Below are 16,360 nucleotides of genomic sequence, written 5' to 3'. Positions count from 1 at the left end.
ACCCACCAGATGACCCCGAAGTTCACCCCGGAGATCACCCCGACCCTGGAGGAGCTCCAGGCCCAGGAACGCCGGCTGATCTTCCGCCAGTTCACGAACGACGACGCGTGGGAGCTCGGCTCACTGCTGGTGGAGCTGGCCCGCGAGCGCCAGGCGCCGGTCGCCGTCGACATCCACCGGGCCGGCCAGCAGCTCTTCCACGCGGCCCTGCCCGGTTCGACGCCCGACAACGACGCCTGGATCGCCCGCAAGCGCCGGGTGGTGGAACGCTTCGGCGCCTCCTCCTACCTGGTGGGCTCCCGCTTCCGCGCCAAGGGCACGACGTTCGAGGACTCCTCCCGCCTCGACCCCGACGAGTACGCGGCGCACGGCGGCTCCTTCCCCGTCAACGTGGAGGGCGTCGGCATCATCGGCGCCGTGACGGTGTCGGGCCTGCCCCAGCTGGAGGACCACCGGTTCGTGGTCGAGGTGCTGGAACAGTTCCTGGAGAAGTACCTGGGCTGAACCCCGCCCGAAGGGGCGCGGGTGAACCGCGCCCGAAGGCGCGCGGGGAACTGAGACCGAACGGGCGCGGGGAACTGCGCGACCAGCCACGGACCGGCCCGCAGCCGACAACCGACCCCAGTTCCCCGCGCCCCAGCGGGAGCGCTTACGCGTCCTTGAACTCCTGGCGCTGGCGTCCGAGCCCGGCGATCTCCAGTTCCACCACGTCCCCGGCCCGCAGGTACGGCTTGGGCTCCGGCTCGCCCAGGGCGACCCCGGCGGGCGTCCCGGTGTTGATGACGTCCCCCGGGTACAGCGTCATGAACTGGCTGACGTACCGGACGACCTCCCCCACCGGGAAGATCTGCTCACCCGTGGTCCCGTCCTGCTTCAACTCCCCGTTGACCCAGAGCTTCAGGGAGAGGTCCTGCGGGTCGGCGACCTCGTCGGCCGTCACCAGCCACGGGCCCAGCGGATTGAACGTCTCGCAGTTCTTCCCCTTGTCCCAGGTCCCGCCCCGCTCGATCTGGAACTCCCGCTCCGACACGTCGTGCGCGACGGCGTATCCCGCGACATGCGCGAGCCCGTCCTGCGCCGACTCCAGGTAGCGGGCCGTGCGGCCGATGACGACCGCCAGCTCCACCTCCCAGTCGGTCTTGAGGGACCGGCGCGGCACGAGGACGGTGTCGTAGGGCCCCACGACCGTGTCCGCCGCCTTGAAGAAGACGACGGGCTCGGCGGGCGGCTCGACCCCGATCTCCCGGGCGTGGTCGTGGTAGTTCAGCCCGATGCACACGATCTTGCCGATCCGGGCCAGCGGCGGCCCGATCCGCAGCCCGGTCGCGTCCAGCACCGGCAGCTCCCCGGACTCGGCGGCCTCCCGGACCCGGCCGAGCGCCTCGTCGTCGGCGAGCAGCGCCCCGTCGATGTCCGGGACGACCCCGGAGAGGTCCCGCAGGGCCCCCTCCGGGTCGAGCAGCGCGGGCCGCTCCGTTCCCGCCGTACCGACTCGCAGCAGCTTCATGGTCACTATCTCCCTCGATCGCGGGGCACCCGTCCGATGGGTGCAGCCATCGGAGGACTGGTCGATCCTCCAAGCTCGCGATTCGGTCCGCAAGCCCCCGTTCACGGACTGGACCGTCACCCGCTCAGGACCCTCACCTGTACAGAACCGCCCGCTCGAGCGCGCTCCACGTCGTGCTCGTGATCACGTACAGCGCGGCGGCCAGCGGTACGACGGCCACGGTGACCAGGGTGAAGAAGGACAGGAACGGCATGACCTTGGCGATCGTGCCGACCCCGGGCAGCTCCTCACCGCCGCCGACCTGGGGCAGCGGCACCCGCTTCGCCCGGACGAAGTTGAAGGAGGCGACGGCCGCGACGACGGCGAACAGCCCGAGGTAGACCAGTCCGGCCGCGCCGAACACCCCGCCGCCTGCCAGCGCGTCCGCCCAGCGGTCGCCGAGGGGCGCGGCGAACAGCTGATGACCGAGCAGGCCGTTGTCCTCGCCGCCGATCGAGGAGCTGGAGAAGAGGTGGTAGAGCAGGAAGAAGGCCGGTATCTGGCAGAGGCTGGGCAGCAGTCCGGACAGCGGCGACACCTTCTCCTCGGTGTGCAGTTTCAGCACCGCCCGCTGGAGTTTCTCGGGGTTCTTGGCGTGCTTCCTGCGCAGTTCGGCGATCCTCGGCTGCAACGCCGTACGGGCCTTCTGGCCGCGGGCGGCCGCGCGGGACAAGGGGTGCACGAGGAGTCGTACGAGTGCGGTGAACAGGACGATCGCGGCGGCCGCCGCGGTGGCGCCGAACAGGGGGTCGAGCAGGTCGGCGAGCCGCTCGACCAGGCTGGCGAAAAGGGACATGAGTGGGAGCCCTCCGGGGGTCTCGTCGTGCCGGGAAACGGGATGACGGCATGACGACCCGCGCGGGTCACCCACGTGAAAGGTGGAGAGCGGCCCTACGCGACGGTCGTCGGGAGGGCGTGGCCGGGTGCCCTGGGGCGGCGGCGGCCGGAGGCGTCGGGGTCGCGTTGCGGCAGGAAGGCCGTACGGCGGGCCCGGTCCCTGATGGCCGTACGCACCCGGGTGGGCGGGACGGCGGGAGCGCTGCGCGCGGCGACGAGGGTGCAGACGGCCAGGGCGGAGCCGGCCGCGGCGGTCGCGGCGAGCGCGACGGCGGCGGAGAGGCTGCCGGCGTCGAGGAGCACGACGTCCAGGAAGAGGAGGAACAGGACGAGGGCGGGACGCGGGACGAACCGACTACGGATCACTCTCTTCCCCCTCCTCTCCCCGGCGCTGTCCGGCGCTGTCCGGCGCTCTTCGGTGCCCTTGGGCGCCCTTTGGCGCTCTACGAGGCTCTACGGCACTCTTGGGCTCTGGTCTCTGTCTGTGTGTCTGATGTCGGTTATACCTGACCGGCCTCGATCGGCTCCAGCAGCCTTTTCGGCTTCAGCAGCGCCCGGCTGACCGGATCCGCCGGATCGGGGTCGAGCCCCGGCCCCGGCACCATGAGGACGTCCGGGACCGGTACGACAGTTCCGCAGGTGGGACATTCGCCGTACGGGCCGAGTTCGGTACCGCAGTCCGCGTGCCGGAAGATCCGCAGCTGGGCCTCGCCGAAGTGCTCGCGGCCCCAGCGGCCGAGCGAACGCAGTGTCGGCCACAGGGCGATGGCGCGGTCGGTGACGACGTACTCGTCACGCGGCGGGGACTCCTGGTAGCGGCGCTTCTCGAGGATGCCTTCGGCGGTCAGCGCCTGGAGGCGGGCGGCCAGGACGGCGCGCGGGATGCCGAGGTGGACGAGGAAGTCGTTGTAGCGCCGGACTCCGTAGAGCGCGTCGCGGACGACGAGGAGCGTCCAGCGCTCGCCGACGACCTCCAGCGCCCGAGCGATCGAGCACTCCTGTGTCGCGTAGTCCTTGCCGAGTGCCATAACGCCCACTGTAGCCATTTACCCCGGTTGGTTCAATGACCGAACCTAGGGTGCTAGCGTACGGAGGCATGAGTAGGTTCATTGAACGAACTGAAGCGCGGGCCGAGCCCGCCTCTGCCCCCGCCTCCGTCCCCTCCACGGCTCCCGCTCCCGCCTCCGTCCGCACCGCGGAGCCGGTGGCCGAGCCGGTGGCGCCGGTCCGCGCCCGCGCCACCCTGGCCGTGACCAGCGCGGCCACCGCCCTCGCCCTGATGACATACACCGCGCCGGCGGTCACGCTCGTGGACACCGCCGCCGCGCTCCACACGGCGCCCTCCGCCCAGGCCTGGCTGCTCAACGGCACCCCGCTCGGTCTGGCCGCGGTGCTGCTGGTGGCCGGCAGCCTGGCCGACGACCACGGCCGCCGCCGGCTCTTCGTATCGGGCACCCTGGCCCTCGCCCTCACCACCCTGCTCGGCGCACTGGCGACGACGACCTGGCAGTTCACCCTGGCCCGGGTCGCGCAGGGCGCGGCCAGCGCGGCACTGCTGGCGAGCAGCCTGGGCCTGCTGGTGCACGCCTTCCCCACGCCGCGCGGCCGGCTGCACGCCACCGGGGTGTGGGGCGCGTTCGTCAGCGCGGGCATCGCCGCGAGCCCGGTGCTCAGCGGTGCGCTGCCCGGCTGGCGCCTGGTCTACGTCCTGCTCGGCGCCGCGACCCTGCTGGTCGCCGCCGTCGCGCCGCGCGTACTGACGGAGTCCCGCTCACCGCGCGGCGGCCGTCCGGACCTGCCCGGCGCGGCGGCCTTCGGCGCGGCGACCGTCGCCCTGATCGCGGCCCTGACGCTGGGCCGCGACGGCTGGCTGCGGGCGCCGGTGGGACTGCTGCTCCTGGCGTCGGTGGCCCTGCTGGGGCTCTTCGTGGTCATCGAACGCAGGGTGACCACCCCGATGATCGACCTCTCCCTGCTCCGCAAACCGGCCTTCCTGGCCTCCTCCACCGGCGGACTGGTGACCGGCCTCGCGGTGATCGGCCTGTTCAGCTTCCTGCCGACGGTGCTCCAGAAGTCGCTGGGCATGTCCCCGATGGCCACCGCCTGGCTGTTCCTCCTCTGGTCCGGCCTGTCCTTCGTGGTCGCCCTCCAGGCCCGCCGGCTGGCCGGCCGCGTCCCGACCCGGGTCCAGCTCGCCCTCGGCTTCGCCCTGCACGCGGCGGGTGTCCTGACCATGCTCGGCGCGGTGCACGCGGGCTCCTGGCACCGGATGCTGCCGGGTCTCGTCCTCGCCGGTATCGGCAGCGGCCTCCTGAACGCGGCGCTGCCCCTGCTGGCGGTCGAGTCGGTACCGGCGGCGCGCGCGGCGATGGGATCGGGCGCGCAGCAGACACTGCGCTACGTCGGCTCGTGCGCCGGCGTGGCCCTGACCATCGCCATCGCCACCGGAACGGGCGGCGGGCTCGCCCACGGGACGGACGTGGCGATGACGGTGTCGGCGGGACTGGCGATCCTCGGGGCCGTGGGCGTGCTGGGGGCCCTGGGCATGGCGCGCGCGGCGGCCGGGGCGAGGGGCCTGGCCACGTCGGGTTCGGCCTCCCGGGGGCGGAACTGACGGATCCCGCGGAACGGGCAGAACTGACGGACCTGTCACCTGTCACCTGTCACCTGTCACCTGTCACAGGTCACGGGTCACGGGTCACGGGTCACAGGTCACAGGTCACCCTCGGCGCTACTTGTATCAACTGATTGACACAAGATCCGGCTCCCGGCATCTTGTACTCACCACTTGATACAAGTACTCACCGGGGGACCCGACATGCTGGACACCGTTCCACCTGAGCGACTGCTCGCCCGTGCCGACCTCTGCGCCCGCTGGGCCGGGCTGACCCTCGGTGCCGTCGTCGCACAGCAACTGGCGGTACGGGACAGCGACGACGGTGCCATGACCTTCCTCAGCGCGGTCACCGCGTTCGGACTGTGCGCGGTCGGTGGCGTGCTGCTCGGCGACTCCCTCACCCCCGCCCCCCTCGAAGCGGTCCGCACCGCCAGCCTCGCCCCGCGCCGGGTCCGCGACCACGTACCGCCCCGGATGGCTCCCCTGCTGCTCTTCCAGACGGCGTGCCTCGTCGTCCTCCTGGCGATCGGGGCCGCCGCGGCCTCTCCCGACACCATGGGCCGGGCGGGCCGGGCCGTCACCGTGACGTGCCGGGGCGTGACCAGACCCCTCGGCCCCTGGCCCGGCATCTTCTACGCCACCCCGATCCTCGCCTCCCTCGCCCTCGGCACCGCCGCCTGCGTGTGGGCCCTGCGCCGCATCGCCCACCGCCCGGGCGAGAACCAGCAGCGCCACGACCGCTCGTGGGCGATCACCGCGGCCTGGGGACTGCTGGTCTCCAGCCAGCTGCTGCTCGTCCTCGGCATGATCGGCAGGGTGCTGTCCCGCACGACCTGCGCCGGCATGCTGGGAAACGTCACCGCCCTGGTGATCTACCCCCTGGGCCTGCTCAGCCTGTTCTCGCTGGGCTGGTGCCTGTTCACCATCGTGATCCCCCGGGCCGTCGGCGATGAGTGAACCCGCGGTCCGCGTCGACACCACGAGCCAGGTGCCGCCGTTCGAGCAGATCCGCGCCCAGCTCGCCGCCCTGATCGTCACCGGCCGGCTGACGGAGGGCGAACGGCTGCCGACCGTGCGCCAGCTGGCCTCCGACCTGGGTCTGGCACCGGGAACCGTGGCCCGCGCCTACCGCGAGCTGGAGACCGCCGAGCTGATCCGCACCCGTCGGGGCGCGGGCACCCGGGTGGCGGCGCCCCCGTCCGAGCCGGCCCGTCCCGACCCGGACCAACTCGCCACTCTGGCCCGCGACTTCACCTCCTCCGCCCGTGCCCTCGGCGCGGACACCGAGGCCGTCCTGACCGCCGTACGAGAGGCTCTGGAGGAAGGGTCGTAGGCGGGGGCGGCAACCGGGGCCGCGATGCCGCGGGCGGAGACCCGCGACGCGTTGCGCAACCGCCGCCCCCGCCACACCGCTCTACATGACCATGCACAGGACGACCACGCACGGAGCGACCACGCACGGAGCGACCACGCACGGAGCGACCACGGGCGGAGCGACCACGGGCGCGGCACCCGCAGCAGACGGAGCAGCCCCAGACGCGGCGGCCACGCCCGGAACAGCCACGGGCGCGACGACCGCGCACGGGATCAGGCAGCGTGCAGAAACGTGGGCCCGGCAGTTGGTGAGCTTCGGCCGGCTCCAGGCGCACTGCTGCGCGTTCGCGGTCGCGCTGCTCGGCGGCATGGCCGTCTCGACACTGCTCCCGTCCCTGCCGGTGACCCGCTACGACCTGCTGCTCGCCTACGGTGTGCTGCTGACCGCCGTCGGTTTCCTGCTCGGCTGGGAGACCCGGCGGGAGGTCGCGGTGGTCGCCGCCTGCCATGTGCTGGGGCTCGCCTTCGAGATGGTCAAGGTGCGGGTCGGGTCGTGGAGTTACCCCGAGCCGGGACTGGCGAAGATCGCCGGGGTGCCGCTGTACGGAGGCTTCATGTACGCGGCCGTCGGCAGCTATGTCTGCCGGGCCCGGCGGCTGCTCGACCTGGCCGTCACCGGCTACCGCGCCCGCGCCACCGCCGCGCTGGCCGTGTTGCTGTACCTCAACTTCCTGACCCATCACTGGCTGCCTGACCTGCGGCTGCCCCTCGGCACCCTGCTGCTGGCCGCGACCACGGGAACCTGGGTGCACTACACGGTCGTCGAGCGCCGGCACCGGATGCCCCTCGCGTTGGCCTTCGCGCTGATCGGCTTCTTCCTCTGGCTGGCGGAGAACATCGCCACGTACCTCGGGGCCTGGCGATACCCGTACCAGCTCCACGGCTGGGAACCCGTGTCCGCGTCCAAGTGGGTCTCCTGGGCCCTGCTGATCAGCGTCACCTTCGTCATCTGCGGGACCGGGCGGCGCGACGGCGCGCTAGTCCCGGGGCAGGGTCGCGACGAGCCTGCCCCAGACGACCAGGCGGTACCGGGAGGTGTACTCGGGCGTGCAGGTGGTGAGGGTGAGGTAGCGGCCGGGGGCGTCGTAGCCGTAGGCGGGCTCGGTGAGGGAACGGGGCACGGGCCGGATGACGCCCGAGTCACGGGGTGAGGTCTGCGGCAGGATCTTGTCGACGAGGTAGGTGTAGGTCGCGTTCCGGGTCGCCACCTCCACCGTGTCGCCCTTCCTGAGGCGGTTGAGATACCGGAAGGGTTCGCCGTGGGTGTTGCGGTGCCCGGCGGCCGCGAAGTTGCCTTCCTGACCCGGCTGTTCGGTGCCGGCGTAGTGGCCGGCGTACCCCTTGTTGAGCACGTTCTGCTTGCTGGTGCCCTCGGCGACGGGGACGCGGAGACCGAGCCGCGGGATGCGGAGCACGGCGTAGGCCTGGGAGGAGCGCGGCTCGACGGACGACGCGTTCGTCCCGCCCTGCCCGGTGCCGCCGCCGGATGCCGAGGACGCACCCCCGGCCGCGTCGCCGGTGGCGGTGCCGGTCCCCGGTTCGCCGCCGCCGGTACCGCCGGGGTCACCGGTACCCGTGACGGCCCCCCACTCCCGCTCCAGCGCCTCCACCCTCCGCTCGGCGCCGTCCTTGGCCTCCCGGTTGGTCCACCACAGCTGATGCGCGACGAGGAGCAGCACCAACACCCCGGCGGTGACGAGGACTTCGGCACCGCTCCAGAGCACCCGCCGGTAGCGGGCGCGCCGCCGCCGGGTGCTGTGCTGCACAAGGGGGATCCGCTGCACGAAGGAACTCCGCTCTCCGAGGGGAATCCGCACGCGGGCACCATAGGGGGAGGGGGACAAGGTCTCCAGACCCGTACATACACGGCCCGTTCCCACCCCACCCGTTCGTCCCCTCGAACCCCTTGCCCGCCCTTTCTCCACAGGTTTGAGAAAGGGCTGTCATAACTCTCGACAACACCACGGACCGCGCCCGATGCTTCGTGACGCACTGAGCCTCCAGTGCCTCACGCACCCGATCGCCGCCGGCAGGGACACCCGGGAGTCGATCGGAACGAGCCGATTGCTCCACGTGATCGAAGCGGAGAAGTCATGATCCGACGCAGGACACTGCTGGCGGCCACGGGCGGCGCGCTCTTCGGGAGCGCCCTCGCGACGGGCACCGCCCACGCCGACGCGACGATTTCCGTCAACCCGTCGACGACGTACGGAACCTGGGAGGGCTGGGGAACCTCCCTCGCCTGGTGGGCGAACGTCTTCGGCGCCCGGGACGACTTCGCCGACATCTTCTTCACCACCAAGTCGGTGTCCTACAACGGCAAGACCCTCCCCGGTCTCGGCCTCAACATCGCCCGCTACAACCTGGGCGCGTGCAGCTGGAACACGGTCAGCGGCGCCGGCATGGTGGCCTCCGCCAACATCCCCGGTTTCAAGCAGATCGAGGGCTACTGGCAGGACTGGAACAACGAGGACCCCACCTCCTCGGCCTGGGACTGGACGGCGGACGCGGCCCAGCGCGCGATGCTCCAGAAGGCGGTGTCGCGCGGCGCGACGACCGAGCTCTTCGCCAACTCCCCCATGTGGTGGATGTGCTCGAACCACAACCCCTCCGGCGCCTCGGGCGGCGGCAACAACCTCCAGACCTGGAACTACCGCCAGCACGCCTCCCACCTGGCGGCGGTCGCGCTGTACGCGAAGTCGAACTGGGGCGTGAACTTCGCGACGGTCGACCCCTTCAACGAGCCGTCGTCGTCCTGGTGGACCGCGACCGGCACGCAGGAGGGCTGCCACATGGACGCGACCGTCCAGTCGGCCGTACTCCCCTACATGCGCAGCGAGTTGGACAAGCGCGGCCTGACCGCGACGAAGATCTCGGCGTCGGACGAGACGAGCTACGACCTCGCCCGCACCACGTGGAACTCCTTCTCGTCGACGACGAAGGGGTACGTGAACCGGGTCAACGTGCACGGCTACCAGGGCTCGGGCGGCCGCCGCGACCTGCTCTACACCGACGTGGTGACCACGGCCGGCAAGGCGTTGTGGAACTCGGAAACGGGCGACAACGACGGCACCGGCCTGTCGATGGCGAGCAACCTGCTCTACGACTTCCGCTGGCTGCACCCGACGGCCTGGGTCTACTGGCAGGTCATGGACCCGTCGACGAACTGGGCGATGATCGCGTACGACGCGAGCACCCTGGCGGCGGGCGCGGTCACCACGAAGTACTACGTGATGGCCCAGTTCAGCCGGCACATCCGCCCCGGCATGACGATCCTCGACACGGGCGTGAGCTACGCGGCGGCGGCGATCGACAAGACGGCGAAGCGCCTGGTGATCGTCGCGGCGAACACCTCGTCCTCCGCCCAGACCCTGACCTTCGACCTCTCCCGCTTCACGACGGTGACGGGCGGCTCGTCGGGCCTGGTCCCCCGCTGGAACACCGTGACGAGCGGCTCGGGCGACCTCTACACGGCCCGCTCGGACACCTACCTGAGCGGCAAGACGATCAGCGTGCCGTTCGCGGCGGGCGCGGTGCAGACGCTTCAGGTGGACGGGGTGACGATCTAGGTACGGGGACCGGGGACGACCGGACACGGCCGGACAGGGCCGGGCGCCGCCGGGTACTGCCTGGTGCTGCCCGGCGCTGCCCGGCACGGCTTGGTGCAGCCGGGCACGGCCCGGTGCTGCTGTGGGCACGGCCTGGTGCAGCCGGGCCGGGCCGGGCCCGGCCTGATGCTGTGCAGGGCGCTGCCTGATCGACAACGAACGCCCTGCGGTTCCCGACCGACTCGGGGAGCTGATCTGCGCCTCTGGCCAGCAGATATCTCTCTTTCGTCACCGGGCGGCGCTACGGTGTCAACCATGCGCCCCGACACGCCTGCCGAGAACGTCGACCACACCGCCGAAGCGGCACGCCTGGAGCGGACCGCCGGCCTGTATCCCGAGGACGCGGAAGCCCTGCTGCTGCAGGCCGCGGCCCACCTGGAACTGGCCGGCGACCGCCCCGCCGCGACGACCTTGTACGACCGTCTCCTGTCCTCCTCGGAGGGCCCGGAGAACCTGGAAGCCCCCCACCTGGTCCGCGCCCTGAAGGCCGCCAACCTGTGGGAGTACGGCCACGAGGCCGAGGCCCGGGCCATCATCGACGGCATCCGGGCCGCGGCCCCCCGCGACCCGGCCCCCTGGGTGATCGTCGCGGAGTCGCTGGAAGCCCACGACGAGCTGGAGGCGGCGCAGAAGACGTTCACGGAGGGGGTGACCCTGCTCCTGGCGGACGTGCCGGAACCCCCGCACGCCGCCCACCCGCTGCTCTTCGGCCGCCACCGGGTACGCCGGATGCTGGGCGCGGCGCACGACGAGTGGGACCTGCTGGCGGACACCCTCCACTCGCTGCCCGTCTCCCTGGACGAGCTCCACGACCCCAAGCGCGTCTGGTCCCTGGGCTCGGACAACCCGGCGGAACTGGAAGCGGAGATCTCCCGCCTCCGCGCGGAGCTGGGCGCGTACCGGGAGGAACTGTCCCGCCCGTTCCCGGTCGCCGTCCTCCACTGGCCGGCGGACGAACTGGCGGAGCTGATCGCCGCGTACCCGTCCCTGTCGGAGGAGTACCCCTCCCACGGCGAGCACCTGGCCGGCATAGAGGCGTCCCTGACCGAACTGGCCGCCTCGGGCACGGCCAACCTCGGCATCGTCACCGGCACAGTCCCGTCCTACGAGGCCTTCGCAGCCTCGGAGGGCACATCCCCGGCCGACACGGACCTGCTCCCCCAGTACGCCACGACACTGGCGGCCCGGGGCCGGGCAGCGGGGTGGCCGCCGGAGCGGGGGGCTGGGTGTTGGTGCGGGTCGGGGAACAGTTATGAAGCGTGTCACGGGACTTCGAGGGCTTGAGACCGGCGCCGTGGCGGCGCTCCTGGGACTCTCGGCCCGTAACGCGCGCACACGCGGCAAGCCGGTGTCGGGAGTCCCTGTCCATGGCGATCAACAACCGTGACCACATGCATTCGTGAGGCATGACGACAGTGAACAGCTTGACGCCCTCCTCTCCCGGCGTCTCGGCCCGCATGAGCAGGCAGGCGAGCAAGGACACCGGTGTCGAGCTGGCCGTACGACGACTCCTGCACGCAACCGGCATGCGGTACCGCGTGGAGTACCCCGTCCCCGGCATGCCACGGCGACGGATCGACGTGGCGTTCCCCAGGGCGAAGGTGGCGGTCCTCATCGACGGCTGCTTCTGGCACGGCTGTCCGCAGCACGCCACGCAGCCGAAGGCCAACGCGGAGTGGTGGCGGACCAAACTGGAGCGGAACATGGCACGGGACCGCGAGACGACCGAGCATCTCACCGCCCAGGGGTGGACGGTGTTGAGGTTCTGGGAGCACACACCGCCGGAAGAGGCCGTCGACGTGGTGCGCGTCACGGTCGACCGCAAGAGACGCGAGATGCGGGAAAGTGCCATCCCCAGGCGGGAGGCACAGGGGGATAATCGGCGAACGAGCCGAGGGGGAAAGACGGTTGACTGAAAGACTGACTTGCGTGGACGTCTGTTCCGGCGCGGGCGGGTTGGCGTCGGGTCTGGAGAGCGCGGGCTTCACGCCGGCACTGCTCCTCGACGACAAGCAGCAGGCGTGCGAGACGCTCCTGGCCAACCGACCTCACTGGAACGTCGTCCACGAGGATCTGATCGACTTCGTTCCGGACGAACACCGGGAGAGTCTGGACGTCGACCTGCTCTCGGCCGGTCTGCCGCGGGTGAAGTCCTCCGCCGCCGTGGGACGTTCGGACAGCGAGCCCGAGCTGCATCTCCTCCGGGCCGCGGTGTACCTCGTCCACGGCATCCAGCCGCGCGCACTGCTCCTGGAGAATCTGCCGGCGCTCGTGCACTCCCCCGCGTACGAGGAGGTGCGCCGGTTCGTCTCGGAGGAACTCGCACACCTTGGCTACCGGTTGCGCTGGTTCGTGCTGAACGCAGCGGACTTCGGCGTGCCTCAGGACCGGGAGCAGGGCGTCCTGGTGGCGCTCAAGGAGCCCTGGTTCGACGCCTTCACCCCGCCGAGGCCGACGGTCGAAACGCATGTCCCGGTCGGCGAGGCGCTGCGGAAGTCCATGGCGGCGCGAGGCTGGGCGGACGCCGACGCCTGGGCGGACCAGGCGGGCGCCGTGGCGCCGACGCTGGTCGGCGGCTCGGACAACCGGGGCGGTGCCGATGTCGGCCCGACCGGCACGAAGCGTGCCTGGGCACGGATGGGGATCAACGGGAACGCGTTCGCCGATGAGGTGCCGGGGCCGGACTACGTGTGGCCACGCTCGGACGACGTGGCTCTGATGCCGAAGATCACAGTGGACCAGGCGGCCATCGTCCAGGCGTTTCCCCCGGAGTGGCGGATCACCGGCCAGAAGACGGCGCGGTACCGGCAGATCGGCCATGCCACGCCACCTCCGGTCGGCAGGGCGCTCGGCGGGGCGATCGCGGCGGCGCTGAGGTCCTCCTGATCGGTCCGATCCCTCGGTCGTGACACCACCCGATCGCCGGCTACACTTCTCGCACATGAGCCACGTCACGCATACACCATCCTCACCTGCGGTTTTCCGCATCCTGGACCTGTTCGCGGGCCCAGGAGGGCTGGATGTGGCGGCGGAGGTCCTGGGACATCGGGTCACCGGCATCGAATGGGACGACAACGCCTGCGAGACGCGTGCGGCGGCGGGGATGGACACGTTCGCCGGTGACGTGCGTGCTTACCGGGCCGCCCTCTTCCCGCGCGCCCAGGTCCTGACCGGCGGCCCGCCCTGCCAGACCTTCACGGTCGCCGGGCACGGCGCGGGGCGCAGGGCGCTCGACGAGGTGCTGGCGTACATAGGGCGATTGCACGACGTGGTGCGCGAGGAGACGACGCCCTGGCGGGAGATCTTCCGGGTCTGGCGCGGGATCTCCGAGGAGCTTCGACGCAAGGCGGTCGAGGCCGACGTGGTCAAGACGGAGAAGCGGGCGGCGGAGGCCGCCCGTTCGGTCGCCCGCAAGGCTGTCAGGGAGTCCCTCCTCGGACACGACTGCTCGGACGGGGAGATCAAGGCCGCGTTGAAGACGCTGGAGGCGCCGCGAGGGCTCGCGCTGAAGGACACCGCCCTCCGGGACCTCCTCGCCGGCCTCACCTCCCTCGATGAGGTTCTCGACGAATGTCGGGCTCGGCTCGAGGAGTTGGGCGACGAACGCACGGGGCTCGTCCTGCAACCCCTGTGGTGGGTGATCGAACGGAGCCGACGTCCGGGACTCGATCCCTACGAGGCCGTCGTGCTGGAGCAGGTGCCGGCCGTGCTGCCGGTGTGGGAAAGGTACGCCGAGGTGCTCGCGACCCTGGGCTACCGTGCCCGGACCCAGATGATGCACACCGAGGCGTTCGGGGTCCCGCAGACCCGTAGGCGCGCGGTGCTCATGGCGAGGCTCGGGGAGGTCGACGTCCCGGAGGTCGTGGAGACCCACGAGCGCTACCGGCCGGGCGGGGTCCCCTCCGGCGCCCGAGGTGCGGACCGTGGCGACGCGCTCTTCTGGGACGCCGACGACAAGGGCCCCGGCGGTACGGCCAAGGACCCCTGGGTGTCCATGGAGACGGCGTTGAAGAAGGCCAGGGGCATCGCGCCGGAACTTCCCGACCGCCCGGCCTTCACCGTCGTGTCGAACTACGGCACAGGGGGCGACCCGGGCGCGCGCGGGCGCCGCGATCACGACGTCCCGTCCTCGACGATCACCGGCAAGGTGTCCCGGAACCGGCTCGTACACAAGGGCACGGACACCGACCTCGCCGAGTTCGACCGCTTCGACCTGGCAGAGGCGGGGGTGCTCCAGACGTTCCCGGTCACCTATCCCTGGCAGGGGCGGGACCGGTCCCAGCAGATCGGCAACGCGGTACCACCCAGGCTGGCGCTGCACGTGCTGCGACACGTGCTGGAGCCGGCCTCGGGCGACGAGGAGGCCCGCGCCCGGCTGGAGCGGGCCGTGACGGACCTGGAGAACTGGCGTCCGCCGGCCGAACCGACGCCGGTCCGCCGACGGACGGACCTGGAGGGCCACCCGCTCATCGGTGGGTGACCCGTCCCGATCAGACCTGGAGCGTCCGTCCTCTGACAGGGGCCGTCTCGAAGAGCTCCGCGAAGTACGCGGTCAGCCTCTCGATCGACTCCTCGGGCACGGGCTCCTCGTCGGGGCCGATCGGCAGTTCGTGACGGTCCACCGGCGGGGCGTTCTCGGCCTCGGCGATCCAGTGCCGCAGATCGTCGGGGTCTCGCGGCTCGTCCTCGACCATGGCGTCGTAGACGAGGGTGGCACCGGCGGTGTTGACCGCGGCCATCAGGCCGTTGATCTCCCGGCCGGTGGTGGCGATCCCCTTCTGGAGGACTCGGACCAGCGCCTGAGCCGTGGGCCGGTGGTCGATGAGGGACACGCGCAGGACGGTGTGGATCAGGTCCTGGTTGGAGCAGGCGGCCTCCACCGGCGAGTAGTCCGCACCGTTGCGGAACAGTTCGGCCGCCCACCACAGACGTGAGAAACACTGACGATCGGCGACGCCCTTGAACCGGGCCGCGCTGATGCGAGGCTCGGGACTCTTTGCCGTGGGTGCGCCCATGTGCCGCCATGCCACGTAGTCCGGGGCCACGCCCAGCGCCAGGTGATTCCAGATCCGCTGGTCGGCTGCCTCCCGCCGATTGATACGGAGCGCGGCATGAAGTCGGGGAGCCAGCCATGCGTCGGCCGCGGTCCGGTTCTCCCTGCCCTTGTAAGGCGCGTCCTCGATCAGCTCCCGCAGCGGTTCCACCTTCCAGCGGGGATCGTCCTCGGACAACGGCTCGACGACCTTCGCCAGGTCGACCCCGCCATGCCCCTGGATCCCCCGAAGGAGATCCTCGGTCAGGAAGGGGTCGGCGGCCGTGGCGGAGAGCAGACCGAGCCGCTCGGGGATGTGCTGCGGTTCGAGGTGCTGATACCGGTCGTTCACGGCAGGTCCTCCCGGTTGTTCCGTTGGAGCGCGCGCAGCATATTGGTGAGCGACTGGCGCGCTCCCGCTCGACGTACGGCGGCGTAGTGGATGCGGGTCTGGAGTTCGACCCATCCCGCGTCCCCGGTCCGTCGGCGCTGGACCTGGCGAAGGGCGTCCTCGGGACGGAAGCCGGGTACCACGTCGGGAAGCATGTCCCGCAGCACCTCTCCCCTCCAGTCGGTGGGGAAGACCGGCGATCCGTCGGGTTCGACCTCCAGATCGCCGATCGCGCTGTGGAAGACGGCCGTCCACACGTCCGTGGCCATCTGGGACAGCAACAACTCGTGAACCTTGTTCTCCATCCCACCGGTTTCACCGCCGAGAAGGTCCGAGAACCCCTCCACGTCGGTGTTGATCATCACCAGGGGAAGCCGGCCTGAGGCGTCGACGATCCAGGGCACGTCGGCGTACGGGCGGAGCCATTCACGGGCGCTCTTGGAGAAACCCGTCTGTTTCACGTCCAGGGCCAGGCCTTCGAGCGGCTCCTCGGCCGTGGTGTCGATCTTCCAGTCGACGTCCGTCTCGGTGATCGCCCTGCCAGGGATGTCATCGACGGTGGCCACGGCGTGGACCGCGAGGGAGGCGCGGCCCGCGTGGTCGTCACGGCGTACGTCGATCGTCCCGGACCACTCCTTGCTGTCCGGGCCGTCCTGCGTGAGGTCCACGGAGGTACGCACGTTGGTGTCACCGTCGGTGAGTACCGCGAGCACACGCACCTCGCTCCACGGGGCGTCGGCATCCGTGGCCCCGGGTGGCAGGGTGGCGGACAGGGCGATCCGGGCCGTCACCCAGTCCTCGTGCTGGGCGACGCCCAGGGCGACGGTGCGCTTGGGGGTCGAGAAGGACGAGGTGTCCAGACGGTCACGCGAACCGTCGGGCAGCTTCAGGGAGACCGAGGTCACCCTCAGCGTGACGGGACGGTTGAGCCTCTTGTACGGATAGAACTTCATGC

At 71.1% G+C, this 16,360-nt stretch carries 16 protein-coding genes and 1 pseudogene; 10 read left to right on the top strand and 7 right to left on the bottom strand.

The window, feature by feature from the left end; all coding sequences use genetic code 11:
* Positions 1-9 precede the first annotated feature (9 nt).
* Positions 10-504 (top strand): heme-degrading domain-containing protein, encoded by a 495-nt coding sequence (locus tag OG933_RS27230; protein WP_394640996.1) that lies wholly within the window; start codon positions 10-12, stop codon positions 502-504.
* Between the two features lie 145 nt (positions 505-649).
* Here the strand turns inward: OG933_RS27230 and OG933_RS27225 are convergent, their stop codons facing one another.
* The 4 genes from OG933_RS27225 to OG933_RS27210 all read right to left on the bottom strand — a co-directional run bounded on the left by OG933_RS27225 (position 650) and on the right by OG933_RS27210 (position 3,411).
* Positions 650-1,507: a fumarylacetoacetate hydrolase family protein gene (locus OG933_RS27225; RefSeq protein WP_362522547.1), complete on the bottom strand. Its 858-nt coding sequence runs from the start codon at positions 1,505-1,507 to the stop codon at positions 650-652.
* A 133-nt stretch (positions 1,508-1,640) separates the two neighbouring features.
* Positions 1,641-2,342, bottom strand: coding sequence for a YidC/Oxa1 family membrane protein insertase (locus tag OG933_RS27220; protein ID WP_405629264.1), 702 nt, complete (start codon positions 2,340-2,342; stop codon positions 1,641-1,643).
* Between the two features lie 95 nt (positions 2,343-2,437).
* Positions 2,438-2,749 (bottom strand): DUF6412 domain-containing protein, encoded by a 312-nt coding sequence (locus tag OG933_RS27215; protein ID WP_020132262.1) that lies wholly within the window; start codon positions 2,747-2,749, stop codon positions 2,438-2,440.
* 134 nt (positions 2,750-2,883) lie between these two features.
* Positions 2,884-3,411: a helix-turn-helix domain-containing protein gene (locus OG933_RS27210; RefSeq protein ID WP_020132261.1), complete on the bottom strand. Its 528-nt coding sequence runs from the start codon at positions 3,409-3,411 to the stop codon at positions 2,884-2,886.
* A 68-nt stretch (positions 3,412-3,479) separates the two neighbouring features.
* Between OG933_RS27210 and OG933_RS27205 the strand changes: the two genes are divergently transcribed.
* From OG933_RS27205 to OG933_RS27190, 4 genes and pseudogenes are all read left to right on the top strand, one after another.
* On the top strand, positions 3,480-4,997 hold the full coding sequence (locus tag OG933_RS27205; RefSeq protein ID WP_405629262.1) for an MFS transporter: 1,518 nt from the start codon (positions 3,480-3,482) through the stop codon (positions 4,995-4,997).
* Positions 4,998-5,201: 204 nt separating this feature from the next.
* Positions 5,202-5,957: a hypothetical protein gene (locus OG933_RS27200; RefSeq protein WP_142264503.1), complete on the top strand. Its 756-nt coding sequence runs from the start codon at positions 5,202-5,204 to the stop codon at positions 5,955-5,957.
* Complete coding sequence (locus OG933_RS27195) at positions 5,950-6,333, top strand: GntR family transcriptional regulator (protein WP_362522551.1); 384 nt, start codon at positions 5,950-5,952, stop codon at positions 6,331-6,333. The genes OG933_RS27200 and OG933_RS27195 overlap by 8 nt, the downstream gene beginning before the upstream one ends.
* Positions 6,334-6,418: 85 nt before the next feature.
* Positions 6,419-7,258: pseudogene (locus tag OG933_RS27190) on the top strand (DUF817 domain-containing protein); the annotation flags it as partial.
* A 93-nt stretch (positions 7,259-7,351) separates the two neighbouring features.
* On the opposite strand, the gene OG933_RS27185 reads toward OG933_RS27190, so the two are convergent.
* Positions 7,352-8,191, bottom strand: coding sequence for a class E sortase (locus tag OG933_RS27185; RefSeq protein WP_405629260.1), 840 nt, complete (start codon positions 8,189-8,191; stop codon positions 7,352-7,354).
* A gap of 276 nt (positions 8,192-8,467) precedes the next feature.
* Here OG933_RS27185 and OG933_RS27180 point away from each other — a divergent pair, with 276 nt between their 5' ends.
* The 5 genes from OG933_RS27180 to OG933_RS27160 all read left to right on the top strand — a co-directional run bounded on the left by OG933_RS27180 (position 8,468) and on the right by OG933_RS27160 (position 14,462).
* The gene (locus OG933_RS27180; RefSeq protein WP_362522553.1) at positions 8,468-9,943 is read left to right on the top strand and encodes a beta-1,6-galactanase; all 1,476 of its coding nucleotides are present in this window, start codon (positions 8,468-8,470) and stop codon (positions 9,941-9,943) included.
* A 294-nt stretch (positions 9,944-10,237) separates the two neighbouring features.
* The gene (locus OG933_RS27175; RefSeq protein ID WP_362522554.1) at positions 10,238-11,266 is read left to right on the top strand and encodes an SEC-C domain-containing protein; all 1,029 of its coding nucleotides are present in this window, start codon (positions 10,238-10,240) and stop codon (positions 11,264-11,266) included.
* Between the two features lie 173 nt (positions 11,267-11,439).
* Positions 11,440-11,898, top strand: coding sequence for a very short patch repair endonuclease (locus tag OG933_RS27170; RefSeq protein ID WP_362522668.1), 459 nt, complete (start codon positions 11,440-11,442; stop codon positions 11,896-11,898).
* 13 nt (positions 11,899-11,911) lie between these two features.
* Positions 11,912-12,868 (top strand): DNA cytosine methyltransferase, encoded by a 957-nt coding sequence (locus OG933_RS27165; protein WP_362522555.1) that lies wholly within the window; start codon positions 11,912-11,914, stop codon positions 12,866-12,868.
* Positions 12,869-12,923: 55 nt separating this feature from the next.
* Entirely contained in the window at positions 12,924-14,462 is a 1,539-nt protein-coding gene (locus OG933_RS27160) for a DNA cytosine methyltransferase (protein ID WP_362522556.1), read from the top strand.
* 10 nt (positions 14,463-14,472) lie between these two features.
* Here the strand turns inward: OG933_RS27160 and OG933_RS27155 are convergent, their stop codons facing one another.
* Positions 14,473-15,366, bottom strand: a complete 894-nt coding sequence (locus OG933_RS27155) for a DUF6339 family protein (RefSeq protein WP_362522557.1) — start codon at positions 15,364-15,366, stop codon at positions 14,473-14,475.
* A complete protein-coding gene (locus OG933_RS27150) occupies positions 15,363-16,358 on the bottom strand; it encodes a hypothetical protein (protein ID WP_362522558.1) in 996 nt (331 codons plus the stop codon). Before OG933_RS27150 ends, OG933_RS27155 begins: the two co-directional genes overlap by 4 nt.
* Positions 16,359-16,360: the final 2 nt, after the last annotated feature.

The organism is Streptomyces sp. NBC_00016, from assembly GCF_045040885.1.
Taxonomy (GTDB): Bacteria; Actinomycetota; Actinomycetes; order Streptomycetales; family Streptomycetaceae; genus Streptomyces; species Streptomyces coriariae.
Note: the sequence above shows the minus strand (reverse complement) of the source record. Positions and strands in the feature narration are given on the sequence as shown.